At 34.9% G+C, this 12,471-nt stretch carries 19 protein-coding genes; 3 read left to right on the top strand and 16 right to left on the bottom strand.

From position 1 onward, the window contains the following. Positions 1–160: 160 nt before the first annotated feature. The 13 genes from NST91_RS04610 to NST91_RS04550 all read right to left on the bottom strand — a co-directional run bounded on the left by NST91_RS04610 (position 161) and on the right by NST91_RS04550 (position 8,216). Entirely contained in the window at positions 161–445 is a 285-nt protein-coding gene (locus NST91_RS04610; RefSeq protein WP_341330211.1) for a hypothetical protein, read from the bottom strand. Positions 446–596: 151 nt separating this feature from the next. Continuing rightward, positions 597–1,127 (bottom strand): thiol-disulfide oxidoreductase ResA, encoded by a 531-nt coding sequence (resA, locus tag NST91_RS04605; RefSeq protein ID WP_341330210.1) that lies wholly within the window; start codon positions 1,125–1,127, stop codon positions 597–599. Between the two features lie 423 nt (positions 1,128–1,550). Continuing rightward, positions 1,551–2,147 carry a GNAT family N-acetyltransferase gene (locus NST91_RS04600; protein WP_341330209.1) on the bottom strand — a complete coding sequence of 199 codons (597 nt, stop codon included), beginning with the start codon at positions 2,145–2,147 and terminating at the stop codon, positions 1,551–1,553. A 172-nt stretch (positions 2,148–2,319) separates the two neighbouring features. Further along, positions 2,320–2,838: an NUDIX hydrolase gene (locus tag NST91_RS04595; protein WP_341330208.1), complete on the bottom strand. Its 519-nt coding sequence runs from the start codon at positions 2,836–2,838 to the stop codon at positions 2,320–2,322. A gap of 139 nt (positions 2,839–2,977) precedes the next feature. Beyond that, the gene (locus tag NST91_RS04590) at positions 2,978–3,346 is read right to left on the bottom strand and encodes a DUF5412 family protein (protein WP_341330207.1); all 369 of its coding nucleotides are present in this window, start codon (positions 3,344–3,346) and stop codon (positions 2,978–2,980) included. A gap of 220 nt (positions 3,347–3,566) precedes the next feature. Beyond that, entirely contained in the window at positions 3,567–3,974 is a 408-nt protein-coding gene (locus tag NST91_RS04585; protein WP_341330206.1) for a DUF1761 domain-containing protein, read from the bottom strand. A 207-nt stretch (positions 3,975–4,181) separates the two neighbouring features. After that, positions 4,182–4,691 carry a GNAT family N-acetyltransferase gene (locus NST91_RS04580; RefSeq protein WP_341330205.1) on the bottom strand — a complete coding sequence of 170 codons (510 nt, stop codon included), beginning with the start codon at positions 4,689–4,691 and terminating at the stop codon, positions 4,182–4,184. A gap of 146 nt (positions 4,692–4,837) precedes the next feature. Then, entirely contained in the window at positions 4,838–5,506 is a 669-nt protein-coding gene (locus NST91_RS04575) for a DNA alkylation repair protein (protein WP_341330204.1), read from the bottom strand. A gap of 239 nt (positions 5,507–5,745) precedes the next feature. Next, entirely contained in the window at positions 5,746–6,012 is a 267-nt protein-coding gene (locus NST91_RS04570) for a hypothetical protein (RefSeq protein WP_341330203.1), read from the bottom strand. Between the two features lie 147 nt (positions 6,013–6,159). Continuing rightward, the gene (locus NST91_RS04565) at positions 6,160–6,444 is read right to left on the bottom strand and encodes a hypothetical protein (RefSeq protein WP_341330202.1); all 285 of its coding nucleotides are present in this window, start codon (positions 6,442–6,444) and stop codon (positions 6,160–6,162) included. A gap of 100 nt (positions 6,445–6,544) precedes the next feature. Next, on the bottom strand, positions 6,545–7,000 hold the full coding sequence (locus NST91_RS04560; RefSeq protein ID WP_341330201.1) for a hypothetical protein: 456 nt from the start codon (positions 6,998–7,000) through the stop codon (positions 6,545–6,547). A 274-nt stretch (positions 7,001–7,274) separates the two neighbouring features. After that, entirely contained in the window at positions 7,275–7,631 is a 357-nt protein-coding gene (locus tag NST91_RS04555; RefSeq protein WP_341330200.1) for a hypothetical protein, read from the bottom strand. Positions 7,632–7,715: 84 nt separating this feature from the next. After that, complete coding sequence (locus tag NST91_RS04550; RefSeq protein WP_341330199.1) at positions 7,716–8,216, bottom strand: P-loop NTPase family protein; 501 nt, start codon at positions 8,214–8,216, stop codon at positions 7,716–7,718. An 89-nt stretch (positions 8,217–8,305) separates the two neighbouring features. Between NST91_RS04550 and NST91_RS04545 the strand changes: the two genes are divergently transcribed. Then, on the top strand, positions 8,306–8,905 hold the full coding sequence (locus NST91_RS04545; protein WP_341330198.1) for a lysophospholipid acyltransferase family protein: 600 nt from the start codon (positions 8,306–8,308) through the stop codon (positions 8,903–8,905). Between the two features lie 82 nt (positions 8,906–8,987). Here NST91_RS04545 and NST91_RS04540 read toward each other — a convergent pair whose 3' ends face one another. Then, positions 8,988–9,548, bottom strand: a complete 561-nt coding sequence (locus NST91_RS04540; protein WP_341330197.1) for an ATP-binding protein — start codon at positions 9,546–9,548, stop codon at positions 8,988–8,990. A gap of 117 nt (positions 9,549–9,665) precedes the next feature. Here NST91_RS04540 and NST91_RS04535 point away from each other — a divergent pair, with 117 nt between their 5' ends. After that, positions 9,666–10,022, top strand: a complete 357-nt coding sequence (locus NST91_RS04535) for a DUF3221 domain-containing protein (RefSeq protein ID WP_341330196.1) — start codon at positions 9,666–9,668, stop codon at positions 10,020–10,022. 66 nt (positions 10,023–10,088) lie between these two features. On the opposite strand, the gene NST91_RS04530 is transcribed toward NST91_RS04535, so the two are convergent. Then, positions 10,089–11,315, bottom strand: coding sequence for an MFS transporter (locus tag NST91_RS04530; RefSeq protein WP_341330195.1), 1,227 nt, complete (start codon positions 11,313–11,315; stop codon positions 10,089–10,091). Positions 11,316–11,452: 137 nt separating this feature from the next. Between NST91_RS04530 and NST91_RS04525 the strand changes: the two genes are divergently transcribed. After that, a complete protein-coding gene (locus NST91_RS04525; protein ID WP_341330194.1) occupies positions 11,453–11,929 on the top strand; it encodes a glutathione peroxidase in 477 nt (158 codons plus the stop codon). Here NST91_RS04525 and NST91_RS04520 read toward each other — a convergent pair. Beyond that, positions 11,924–12,430 carry a DNA-deoxyinosine glycosylase gene (locus tag NST91_RS04520; RefSeq protein WP_341330193.1) on the bottom strand — a complete coding sequence of 169 codons (507 nt, stop codon included), beginning with the start codon at positions 12,428–12,430 and terminating at the stop codon, positions 11,924–11,926. The genes NST91_RS04525 and NST91_RS04520 overlap by 6 nt on opposite strands. Positions 12,431–12,471 lie beyond the last annotated feature (41 nt).

The raw sequence follows: 12,471 nt of genomic DNA, 5'->3' as shown, positions 1-12,471 counted from the left end.
ATAACACGAATGTACGTTCTAATGTATTTATTTGGAAACAAGAATTCTTATTCAACAAAATCGCTCCGTTAGTTCAACAAGAAAAAGCTGACCTTTTGACAGCTCTGATCTTCAACTATTGCAACCCTTTAGTGCAATATCCAAATGTTTTCTGAGTTATTCAATAGAACCAGTATTGCAATAAATCTTGAAGAGCAATGATAAATAAAACAATACCAACAATATAGAAAATAACTTTTTGAGCAACGATTCTATTTTTCTTATACAACCGAAAACCACTTATAAAAAAACATAAGCTAATTGACGTAAAAAAGAATGGAGCAACGACCATATTATCCGAAATGGTGAGGTATATAAATAAAATTAGAGCAATCATTGTAGTAAATAATTGAATTATCATTATGGATTTATAATCAAAAACTCTCGTTCTCTTCGTCTCATTCATTAATAAATCACCTCAAATTTAATTCTTATATAAAAGAGTATTCTCCAAGTTAAATCCATTAACCTGCCCGTGTGTTCAACAGAAAAATATCTGCACAGGGAGAACAGTTTATCCGAATCTTATTACACCTTAACACTATATTCTATTTTATTTAATTAGGTAAAATTTCTTTTATCCATTGGTCTAGTTGTTCCTTGGATAACTCTCCTTCGTAGGAACTTTGTAAAGTTCCGTCAGGGGTTATAAAAAAGGATGTAGGAACATAACGAACATTGAAAGTATTATAGACTTCTCCATTTTTATCTAAGACAACAGGAATTGATAAATTATTTTTTTGCAGAAAAGTTGAAACAGTTGTTGCGGATTCATATATGTTTACAGCTACAACCTCAAAACCATCATTTTTATATTGTTCATAAGCATTTTGAATTGCAGGCATTTCATTTTTACAAGGGGTACACCAGCTACCCCAAAAATTAATTAATAATGCCTGTCCACGTAAATCTTTTAATTCTAGTTCTCCGTCGTTAATAGTTTGTAATCTAAAATTCGGAGTAACTTCACCAATTACTGCTTCTTGAGTCTTATCTATTGCAAAGTAATGCCGATAAATAGTGAAAATTAGTGCAACAAAAAGTACAGCGAATACACTTCGGCGTAGCCAAATACTGAATCTTTCCATTACAAAAGCTCCCCCCATAATGCTAATGTCTTTTCTTCAATTAAACCTTCACCGTAGTACAATTAATTCAATAAGTATAGCGTTAATCAATCTTAACCTGCACCCGTTAGTTGAAAAGGAATATACAATAACTTTAACATATATTACCTTAATTAACATTAAAAAGCAGTGTGATTTCAGTTGTGAAATCCACTGCATTTATACTTGTTTTTATATCTGTGGGTACCTCAAAAGAGAACGGCTTAAACTCTTATGATGTCCTTTTTTATATAAAAATGAATCTATGCACGTTTTACTATACTCAATTACAAAATAACCAAATGCTTGTTCAACTAAACTGCCCCGTTAGTTAAACAAGAAAAAGCTGCCTTCGTTACAGCTCTGATCTTCAACTCATGCACCCGTTCGTTTAAGTGTAATCCTTCACATTCTTAATAAACGATCTGAATATTTTTTATTTCGTAAAACAGTTATGAATCCATTCAAAATATTGTGGCTCACAGCAAAACCTTTTCGTTTATAAAATTCTAATGCATCATTACCATTTGAAACAAAAATAAAATAATCCTCTATATCATCAAATTGATACAACCATTTCATTGAAATATCAAATAGCCTTGAGCCAATCCCAAATCGTCTATATTCTTCTTTTATATAAAACTGAGATAAACACCCTACATTCTTTCCATTAACAGAAGAAAGGTCAAAGAAAGTTGCGAAATCATTCGAGTAGGCTTCTTTAGGAGAGATATTTGAATAAACATAACCAACTATTTTATCCCCATCTTTTACAACCACTATTTGATTGTCTAAAGCACTTTTTATAGAAGAAAGCATCCTAGTCTCAAAATTCATATCATCAAACAATTCAGGTGTAATTTTTGCCTTTGATTTTTGAAAAACCATAAGTTCATTACACAACTCTTTACAAGAGTCAGCTTTTTCAATTGGTAAAACTTCATATATTAAATGCATCTTTTGCTTCACACCTTTTGATATTTTACTAAAAATTATAATCATTCCATCCTTATCTAACAATTCCGTATGTTTCGTTTTATAACTTCAACAAAAAAGTGCATTAATCCTTCTTAGATCAACGCACCCCTTACTTTAAGTACAATACTTCACCATCTTTTATACGCCTTTATAAACTTAATTCCTTAAATGCGTTTATCATTGCAAAACTACACATTTACAGACGAATACAGCCATAATGATGTCGACCTTCAAAAAGAAACGCAATGAAACTCTCATAGTAAGGTATGAATTTTTTTTGTTCGATTAGCTTTATGATTTCCTCTTTAGAAGCCCATTTGGCTGCTTGTACCTCTTCAGTCTGTAACTTCAATTTATTCAAATCAACGTCATATTCAATTAAATAAAAATCATCAAAGCCACGTTCAAAGTTAATAGTAAATAGTGGACGTATCTTTTCGAAGTTATAATGAATCCCCAACTCCTCGAATAACTCTCTTGAGGCAGCCTGCTGACTGGTATCGCCTACAACCGCACTACCACCACAAGTGATATCCCAAAGGTTCGACCATCCTTGCTTAAAGGGCTGACGCTGCTGAATGAGCATCTCTCCTTTTGAATTAAATATACATACGTGTACTACTAAATGAAACTCGTCTGATATCATTTCATCTCCACGAGTTATTTGTTTCTCTATTTTATTACGATGCTTATCATATAAATCCCACTTTTCCATTGCTAAAACTCCTTATGTATAGTTTTGTAACAAGATAAAACTGACGGTACTCCATGTTAAACTAAATTGCTTCGTTCGTTAAGTAAGGAATACACCCGCTTAGGATTTAAGTCAGTTCAATGAAAATGATTATAGGATACTATAAACTTCCTTTTTTTACTCCTTCTCGAATATGCCAATATTCTTCTGGTAGTTCTAACGGGACGTTATTAATAAGGACGGTATCATCATCAAGCCATTCAATTTTCGCATTTTCCACTTCATCAAAGTAGATAAATTTTGTTTCTTTATTCTTTTTGTTTATGGTTAACTCCCCCAACACGATAGGAGTGACCGTATCTGTTTTAGAACGAAATATTTTTATTGTGAAAGATTCATTTGGAGAGGTAGATTCAAAAAGGTATTCATCTTTGAAGCGTGTATAATCAAAATAAAACCAATCAATACAATAGATAGCAAGAAATACAAATAGCAGGATATAAATGGGACGTTTAATTTTATTTAGCAATCTTTCTCCCCCCAGAATTTCACAAATGGTGGTTAATCCTTCTTGGATTCACGCACCCTTTTGTTAAAAAAATTATTACTTGTTTGTTTTCAATGTATTTTTGCGTAAATAGTCCAACATTGAACACAAATACGACAAAACGGTCATTCTACTAGAGTGACCGTCATGTACTATTAAAAGTATCTTATCCGAAAAGATCCAATAATTTTGAGTGAAAGTATCAAGAGAAACTCCCTATAATGATCCCAGCAAGTATCATGCTGATCACATGAAAACCAGCCGTTATCATGTAAAGTTTCAACTTCATCCCCTCATATAGGGCATTCGTGGCAGAAGTGCCTGCGATGATAAGACCTACTAGTAACCCGAGCCATAACCCATCTGCCCAACCACCTATATTTGCCCACTTGGCAATATTCGCTAACAAAAAGGAATTAACAATAGCCATCAAAATCGAACTAGTCATCACTTTTCCCACGCTGGGTAGATCCTCCTGATTTAATCCCTTTAATGTTTGCCAAGTATTCCAGAATACCTTTGGTGAATACCAGATTGAACCAAGAATACAGATAGCAACCGCACTTAAAATTACTGCTAAATAACTGATTGCACCAAAATCAAAATCCACTTTCTTCCCTCCAAAAAAACTCAGGTCTTACTAATTTTTCTCATCAATTATATAAATAATAGTCTTTATTAGCAATGGTGGACGACGGAACTGTCATACTGCTCCAGAATTTCCTTGTTATAGAGATATTCCATATACTTCGCAACTGGAGGTAGATTTGTATCAATAAGTAGAAATACCTTTCTCTCGTTAACTTGTGAAGAAGGACTACATTAATTCTTTACCCATGATTACATATGGCTGTTTCGAATTGCTTGGGTAAAAAGCTTCTTTTAGAACCTTCCAATGCAAAGACTCATATAGTGACCGGGCAGAATTATTATCGTTTTGAGTTGTTAATATAGCGGTCTTGTTTTCAAGGTTTTCTAATAGTTTTGTACTTAGCAATTTAACAAGCCCCTGTTTTCTGTATGATGGATGGACTGCTAATTCAACAAATTCAAAACAATCTTTTAACCAATTATGATACTCTTCTGAATTAAATTCCTTTGCAAGTAACTCGTGATAAAACTGTCCAGGTAATGAAGTATACCCATATGAAAAGCCTATTACTTTGTCTTCTTTAGATAGGATTACGAACCCTCTATACCCCTTATATGAGCTATGTTTTATAATCCGTTCTTTTATCGAATTATCCTCACTCATCCAAACTTCTTTATATAGTTCAGATACTTGTTGTATTATTTCGTTACTTGCCAATTCTAGTATTTTTACCATCCTTCTCCCTCCAATAGAAAACTTCGTTAGTTGAAAAAGAATAAAGTTCTTATTTGAAACGACTGAAACTTTGCCAAGAAGAAGGACGATCACCTTTATTGTGGAAATCGTCCTTATTTATTTCCTTCTGAACAGTACAGAGGTAACTAGTTTTTATTTCGTTTTTTTACTTCAATCTTAATGAACTCTGGTAAATAGTTGGGAGTACATCCTTTTGATACTTTTTCATCTTTGTAAAGACCCGTTTTCTCACCAAGTTTAATACAACGCGCACGATTTTTTTCATCATAAACGCCTATCCAGCCAGCGGTAAAATTCATAGCCCATTGAACTTCCGGTTCTTCCTGCGTAATATTAGCTTCCATTGCAGATAGCAAGTCCTCGGTGTTATCAGGCGGTGTTTGTCCAGTCCATCTCAACCGCCCTTGATAATACCAGAAAGCTCGCCTTTGAAGAGCAGAAGGACTATTTTCCCATGACTCCATCAATGCAATCTTCTTCTTGTCTTTGGTGAGCTGATTAGCCATTAACCAGTCCATTAAGTTATTTCGCTCATCAAGAGTGTGAGTCTGCATATCCTTATCAAGCTTATTTAGCACATCTGGTGAAAGAAGTTTTTTGTCCATAATTAAGATTGCTAATAGTCTGGGCAAAAACTCTTCGGTTGACCATAGTTCCATAGCTAGTTCGTGATCCTTTTTAATGTCCTTCGCGATTTTTCGTAAGTCGCCTAGCTTAGTTTTACTATTAATCTGAGCTAGAATGTTTTCAGCTTTTGAAGAGCGTTTTATTTCTGTACCTTTATTTTCATTCATTTTATACAACTCCTTTATTAAAGCACTGTTTCATAATATGTACTTGACGGAATAGATCAAGAACTCAATACTGTAATAAGTCTTATTGCAGTGTGTGCATCCAAAGTTTACCTTTTTCTATATTTTAGCATACACCCTATTAAAGCTTTCTCCCCTATAATAGGAGAGCAACTATCGTTAATTTACTTACTTTTAATTGAATACGAAAAGTGCACTCCTTTTTTAATAAACGCTACTCATTAGTACAGTAACTTTTTATATAAAAATATAAAAATTCCACAGATAACGGTTACACCGATAAATGTTAATAAGTAAATAAAAGGAGATATAGCCTTACCAAAAACAACATCATTTTGAAGTGTCTCACCTTTATCCCGAGCACTTACAATATCTAGTTTGTAGTTTCTTGTTTTTATATAACCGACTACCATTTGACCAACGATATAGACTAAGTGAATGATAACTGAACTCATAACTGCTTGAAGAACTGTTTTTATTTTGGTCATCCCTTCCACCATAATATCTAAAATCGTTATTCCATTAACCTATTCGTCAGCAAAGAAGGGCTGCTTATTACGCAATCGCTACCCGTTGCTCTACATAAAGACTTACAGATTAATTGCGTTTTATATAAATGATATGACAATCATTCTTTATTTCTTACCTTTTCGTTCTAAAAGTATAGGTGCTATATTTAGTATGATAGAAACAATTGTCAAAAACCATAATGCCCTTTCCATACTAGGTACTACATCCTCTAAAGCTGCCCAATCTTTCACTTCTACCCAATCCGAAACAAGACTGTATTCTGCACAAAGTGTTAATGCTGTAAATGATAAACCCATCGCCATAGCAAGCTTATAATCCTTTCCAGCTGTATACATATAAAGATTAATAAAAGTAACAATGATTGAAATAACCCCGAATATTATCCACATAACTATACCTCCATTGATTTCTTATTGAACAAATCTGCCTGTTAGTACTAAAAGAAAAAGCTGCCTACGAGACAGCTTTGATCTTCAACTCTTGCACCCTTTAGTTAAAAAACAGTAGACCAACTAATGTACCAAGTCCTGTTTCCCAAAAAAGCAAAAATAGTAACATAATGAAAAACCAAGAAATTCGCCATATCCGGTTGGGACGTGCAAATTGAACAAAATAAAAAATTCCCCAAAATACAAATGAAACTCCAGTTGCAAACAGCGTATAAGGTTCTGCTCCTCCGCTAAATTCAGCCCCAAATAAGGCTATCGTGTTAAAAGCCAGTAACATAAACAAAACGATAAAGTTATTTGTATGAAACGCCTTTTTACTCAAGTTTCTTAAAAACAAGATTGACGCCATTATTACTAATAAACCTATAAATATGAAAGGCATTGCAAGAGCAGTAAATGTTCCACCGTCATCTTTTATCATCAACACAATGCCAAATGCAATTACCCCGACACCAATAAAAGCCAGTAATTTTCCTATTTTAGACAATTTATTCATTTCAGACCACCTACCTTGTAATTATTACGTTCTAAAGGGTAAAGGTTTTCTAAACTGAGTTGCTTTTAAGAATAGTGATTCTACATACAATGATTAAATCCTTCTTCACTAACCTGCCCTGGTAGTTAAAGATCCAACAAAGAAGGGCACTCTCTTTGAAACACCCACACCCGTTTAGGCACTGCTATTAAAAATGAGTTCGATCACCAAGCAGTTGAAGAAATACAAAATACGTACCACAAACACAAAAGCCAGGAAACTTGACCTGGCTTTTTTATTTTGAACGTCCCATCAATTTCATTAGTAGTTTTTTAGGCAATTCATAATGAGCTATTAATATAAGCAAATATAAATCAAATAACCAAATATTTGAGCTTATGTCGTAATCCTCTTTATTTATTTTCTTTTCGAATTCATTCATCACACCTATTAAAAAAGCACAAACAAGAAAATATAGATATTGTGTTAACGCATAAACCCACTCTTCTTGAGTTTCCCCTATTGCAGCAATCCCTGAAAATACAGTTACTACGAAGAACCATATACTTAAAAATATAGAAATAGTTAAAATAATAAATCGAACAAATCCAAAAATATATAAGGCGAGCGTTTTTATTTTCATCACCACCATTATGTAAATATCCTTTGGAAAAGGCCTACTGTTTCACCACTAAAACGAACTACTTACTTTTTTAGGGTGTTTTTTTATTACTCTCTACAATTTACTCATAAAATCATGAATTTCCTTTTTCCCTCGTAGGATGACCACAGTTTTATCCTTTGCTAATCGGTTAAGCCTTTCCTGCATTTTATGTATTCTTGGTTTATAGGTCGTCCAGATGAATTTGATAAACTTCCAGTCTAACTTTTCGGTGCAGCCAAGGTCTGAGCGTTTTTTTCCAATGTGTGTTAAATAGCGTTTGAGGACACGGTATAAGCACATATATCTTGGTAGTTCGAGATAGATAATGGTATCGGCTTGCTCTGCACGAAGGTCGAAGGTTTTGCTATAATTGCCGTCGATAATCCAGGTATCTTTCGTTAGAATCTCCTCCTGAGATTGTCTGAATTCCTCAAGTGTAGCCTCCACCCATCCTGGTTTCCAAAAGTAGCTGTCTAAATGGAACACGTCAATTCCAGTTTTATTACCTAATTTTTGAGCAAATGTAGATTTTCCAACGCCAGCAGATATTCCGATTACCATGATTTTTTTCATGCAGATCCTCGCTTTTTTGGTATTTTCGACCCATTCTTTCATGCTATAATCTTACTAGTTTAGAAGTTTTTTATGAAGGGGTAAGTTACGTGTATCATTTTATTGCAAATTTAGTAAAAGGCATCCTTACAACTACAGGTGGAATTAAGGTTTTTAACAAGGAACAGTTGCCAAAGGACGGTGCTTATGTTGTTGCCTGTACGCATACAGGTTATATTGATATTTTGTGGCTTGGTGTTTCCCTACTCCCTCGACAAATACACTATATGGCAAAAAAGGAATTGTTCAAAAATAAATTTATTGGTGGCTTTTTAACAAAGTTAAACGCATTTCCAGTAGATCGTGATAACCCTGGTCCGAGTGTGTTAAAAATTCCATCTAGATTACTCTCAAAAGGGGAAATAGTGGGAATTTTTCCAAGTGGAACTCGTACGAATGAGCAGTCTGCGCTTAAACAAGGAGCGATTACGATTGCACAGCGCAGCAAGGTACCAGTCGTTCCCGCTGTGTATATTGGGCCAAATACGATTGGTGAATTAATCAAGTTTAAAAAGGCAAGGCTTATTTTTGGTGAACCCATGTATATTGCCTCTCCAGATATGGACGCAAAGCAAGCACGTGAGCATTTCACACATGAATTGGAAAGAAGATTGGAATTGCTTCGAGATGAATTAAATAAGAATAACTGATTTGGAAAACGCTTTGGCAAATGTGAACTGCACATTTTCCTATTGTAAGATCATACAGTTTCACACAAATGCCAAGCGTTTTTTATAATTGAAATCTTTCTTTGATCATTTTGGCTACTTCTACAGCGCTTAGGTGTGTATTGTCAATTTTGATGTAGTTTTCAAATGTAATTTCACCATCAAATGAATTCAAGCGATGTTTTTCCATTGTCTTTTTAATGTCATTCTCAGACCATTCAATATCCCTTTTTTTAGGTTTATGTTCAAGACGATTTGGCGTTTTATTCCTTTTGAGTCTCTCTTCCAAGTCGGCTTCAAGTTCTACATAATAAACCGTTGCCCCTCTTGATTCAAAAAGCTCAGATAAATTTTTCACGTACTCCCAATCTGACTTCATATCAAACATCCAAACATACGTAAAAATCATGCCATCTAAATCGCTCTTTGATACTTCTTCAAAAATCTCCTGACGAAACAATTTAACTAATCGTTTCCCCTCTTTTGTACTATAATCAAAAAAATGACTGACTAAATCGATTGTCATGTGATTGTGAAACAGCTTTAAATCTGTTATTTTCGCTAGTTCCTGTCCTACCGTCATTTTCCCAACTGCTTGAGGTCCAAATAAATGAACAAATTTCATCTCCCTACCCCTTTGCTTTTCAAATATTTTAACATAATTTTACAAAAAATCACGTACTATTTTTCTAGTTCGTAACCTTTTCACATGAATTTTCGCCAAATAAGATGAGGTGAGAATATGAGACGAATTGTTTTACTTTTTAGCTTTTTCACTTTGTTGCTTGCAAGTTGTGGAACAGGCGGGCAATCTGGCAATAGTGCCGAAACAACGATTACTGGCTACATTCTTGAGATCGGGGAGCGAATCCTAGTCAATGAACACATTATTGGAGCGGAATTTGAAACAAAAACAGATCAAGAAATTTATGACGAGTACTATTATTCAAGTATTTTTTTCAACGTCAGTTCTATTGACAAGTCAGTCGTTTCTAAGCTCGAGGTTGGGCAAAAAGTAAAAATTGTGGTGGATGGCGGGATTGCAGAGTCTGCCCCAGCTCAGGCAAAAGCGAGTAAAGTTGAGATTGTTGAGGAGTGAATGCTGCGACTTTTTGGGTCGCAGCATTTATCATGATTTGTGCTTATATATAACATAAATCTACATCTATCCTGCCTTTTCCTCCGAGAAGTACACTTTTTTCGTTGGTTGTGATACGAGTATAATCACAAAAACAGCAAGCACAACGCTAATAATAGACAATGTAACAATCGTGTAGCGTAACGGCAGAAGGTCGCCCATGATTCCAATAAATAATAGGAAAACAACAGACACTGCACTTTGCAGCACACTTACAATACTTGTGACACGGCCCATGATTTCTACAGGTACATTGTTTTGATAAAAGGTGGTAAATCCTGTATTTGAAAAGGCAAAAAAGAAGCCTAATATAATGAAACCAGTTGCTGCCATTGTAAAGGATGTGGACAGGGAGTAGATGAAATAGCCTGCTGCAAGCATAAAGAGTCCTGTTCCGATTAGGGCGCGAATCGATAGAAATCGTGAAATAAAAATCACCAATAATCCTCCAGCAGCATAGCCAATCCCTGTAACACTCATTAGTAAGCTATACTCCACTTCAGTAAGACCAATTACCCTTTGTGTAAAAACAACTTCCTGCGAATCCATAGCCATCGTAAAAATATCAAATATAACAAAGCTGGAATAAATGGTCATCACAAATAGGGCCTCTTTTCCAAAGCGAATAACCACTTGCCAATCTTCTAGTAAGTTCTTCAATTGAAGTTTTTCCGTTATGTCATTTTGATTACTATCAATATTCGGTAAAAATGCAATGAGTATAGCAGAAATGACAAAGGAAATGGCATTACTATAGATGGCGATTTCAAGACTCCCCACGATGAGGAGCACACCTGCAATCGCAGGCCCTGTAATAAATGCACCTGAAGAAACCAAGCTTCTAATCGAATTAAAGGTCTTCCGCTTTTCCTTCGGGATGAGGGCAGTTATATAAGTAGTTGATGTCGGATTAAAAAAAGATTTAGCAACACTGATTACAAATAATAAGGCATAAATCATCCAAATACTTGGAAGTAATGGGATGATGGCAACCGCAACAGCTCGGACGATATCGGTGATGATCATAATCTTCTTTTTATTGGAGCGGTCGATAATACTTCCAGACCATCCATTTACGAAGATTGACGTAATTGGACCGACAACCCAAAGAGCAGCAACTGCTGCGGCTGATCCGGTCATTTTTAAAACAAGTAGATTAATAGCTACTAGATAAATAAAATCCCCCAAAGAGGATAATCCTAACCCCGTTAATAGCATCGCTGGGAACTTCCACTCTTTTAACGACTGATTCATTCAACACCCTCATTTTTCAAAAAATTCTCTCTCCACTGAATCTTACATGAAAATCTGTATGAAAAGAAGTCCAAACTTGAATCCAAATCTAACATCATTTACGATTGGAATAAGTCGTACTTTAGGGAGTGGTAATAATGGCAAGTGTGTATGATTTTGAAGTAACCATGCCAAATGGTGAAAGAAAAGCGCTGAAGGAATATGAAGGAAAACCACTAATTATCGTCAACACAGCAAGTAAATGTGGATTTACACCCCAGTTTAAGGGGTTGCAGGAGCTTTATGATAAATATCAAGAAGATGGTTTAGTTGTTCTCGGGTTCCCATCTGCACAGTTTGGAAATCAAGAGTTTGAAAATGTGGATGAGACAACTTCATTTTGCGAAATAAATTATGGCGTAAAATTCCCGATGTTTGCAAAAATTGATGTCAATGGTGAGAATGCCGACCCATTGTTTGAATACCTAAAAGAACAACAAAAAGGTGTTTTATCAAAAGCGATCAAATGGAATTTCACCAAGTTTTTAGTAGACCGTAATGGCCAAGTTGTGGGTCGCTATGCCCCACAAACCGAGCCTGAAAAAATTGAGGAAGACCTAAAAAAAGTGTTATAAATACTCTTTAATCTTTTTCCACTCTTGGAGCTTGCCTTCAAGAGTTTTATTGTATTTTCCGGGAACGGGGCTTGTGGAAGGTAGTTTAATCACCTTAAGCTCTGGAAAGCGATTAAGCCCAATGTATTTTTGATAGCTTTTATAGGCTTTTGTGCCATTACAAACGATTATGCGAAGGGTTGGGTTACATTTTACAAAAGACTCAATCTCGTTCGGTACTTCATTTTTAATATTCGAATCCAGACTTCCTTCACGATGGCAACTATATAGCACGTCCCAAAGGGCAATTTTTTTGTCTTTTAAAAATGCAATCTTTTCCTCGTATTCTGCTCGCTCAAGACTATCAAAAAGCTGGAACATGATTTTCCAAAAATGATTGCGTTTGTTTCCGTAATATTCTTGTTTCCGAAGTGACTCTACACTTGGCATTGAACCAAGGATTAATACTTTTGGGTCTTCTCCTACTATAGGATCTAGTCCAAAAATTCTCTCCACAAACATCACCTTTTCTGCTATGTTTAATCTAATAAAAATGACGAGGT

Origin of the sequence: Ferdinandcohnia sp. FSL W7-1320, from assembly GCF_038050315.1 — a bacterium.
GTDB classification, from domain to species: Bacteria; Bacillota; Bacilli; order Bacillales; family Bacillaceae_L; genus Ferdinandcohnia; species Ferdinandcohnia aciditolerans.
Note: the sequence above shows the minus strand (reverse complement) of the source record. Positions and strands in the feature narration are given on the sequence as shown.

Coding starts and splice junctions, on each gene's coding strand:
- NST91_RS04610 (WP_341330211.1), bottom strand. CDS start 445: ATGAATGAGACGAAGAGAACGAGAGTTTTTGATTATAAATCCATAATG.
- NST91_RS04540 (WP_341330197.1), bottom strand. CDS start 9,548: ATGAAATTTGTTCATTTATTTGGACCTCAAGCAGTTGGGAAAATGACG.
- NST91_RS04555 (WP_341330200.1), bottom strand. CDS start 7,631: ATGGTGGTGATGAAAATAAAAACGCTCGCCTTATATATTTTTGGATTT.
- NST91_RS04580 (WP_341330205.1), bottom strand. CDS start 4,691: ATGGTAAAAATACTAGAATTGGCAAGTAACGAAATAATACAACAAGTA.
- NST91_RS04600 (WP_341330209.1), bottom strand. CDS start 2,147: ATGATTATAATTTTTAGTAAAATATCAAAAGGTGTGAAGCAAAAGATG.
- NST91_RS04565 (WP_341330202.1), bottom strand. CDS start 6,444: ATGTGGATAATATTCGGGGTTATTTCAATCATTGTTACTTTTATTAAT.
- NST91_RS04575 (WP_341330204.1), bottom strand. CDS start 5,506: ATGAATGAAAATAAAGGTACAGAAATAAAACGCTCTTCAAAAGCTGAA.
- resA (WP_341330210.1), bottom strand. CDS start 1,127: ATGGAAAGATTCAGTATTTGGCTACGCCGAAGTGTATTCGCTGTACTT.
- NST91_RS04550 (WP_341330199.1), bottom strand. CDS start 8,216: ATGAAAAAAATCATGGTAATCGGAATATCTGCTGGCGTTGGAAAATCT.
- NST91_RS04560 (WP_341330201.1), bottom strand. CDS start 7,000: ATGAATAAATTGTCTAAAATAGGAAAATTACTGGCTTTTATTGGTGTC.
- NST91_RS04530 (WP_341330195.1), bottom strand. CDS start 11,315: ATGAATCAGTCGTTAAAAGAGTGGAAGTTCCCAGCGATGCTATTAACG.
- NST91_RS04595 (WP_341330208.1), bottom strand. CDS start 2,838: ATGGAAAAGTGGGATTTATATGATAAGCATCGTAATAAAATAGAGAAA.
- NST91_RS04570 (WP_341330203.1), bottom strand. CDS start 6,012: ATGACCAAAATAAAAACAGTTCTTCAAGCAGTTATGAGTTCAGTTATC.
- NST91_RS04525 (WP_341330194.1), top strand. CDS start 11,453: ATGGCAAGTGTGTATGATTTTGAAGTAACCATGCCAAATGGTGAAAGA.
- NST91_RS04520 (WP_341330193.1), bottom strand. CDS start 12,430: ATGTTTGTGGAGAGAATTTTTGGACTAGATCCTATAGTAGGAGAAGAC.
- NST91_RS04535 (WP_341330196.1), top strand. CDS start 9,666: ATGAGACGAATTGTTTTACTTTTTAGCTTTTTCACTTTGTTGCTTGCA.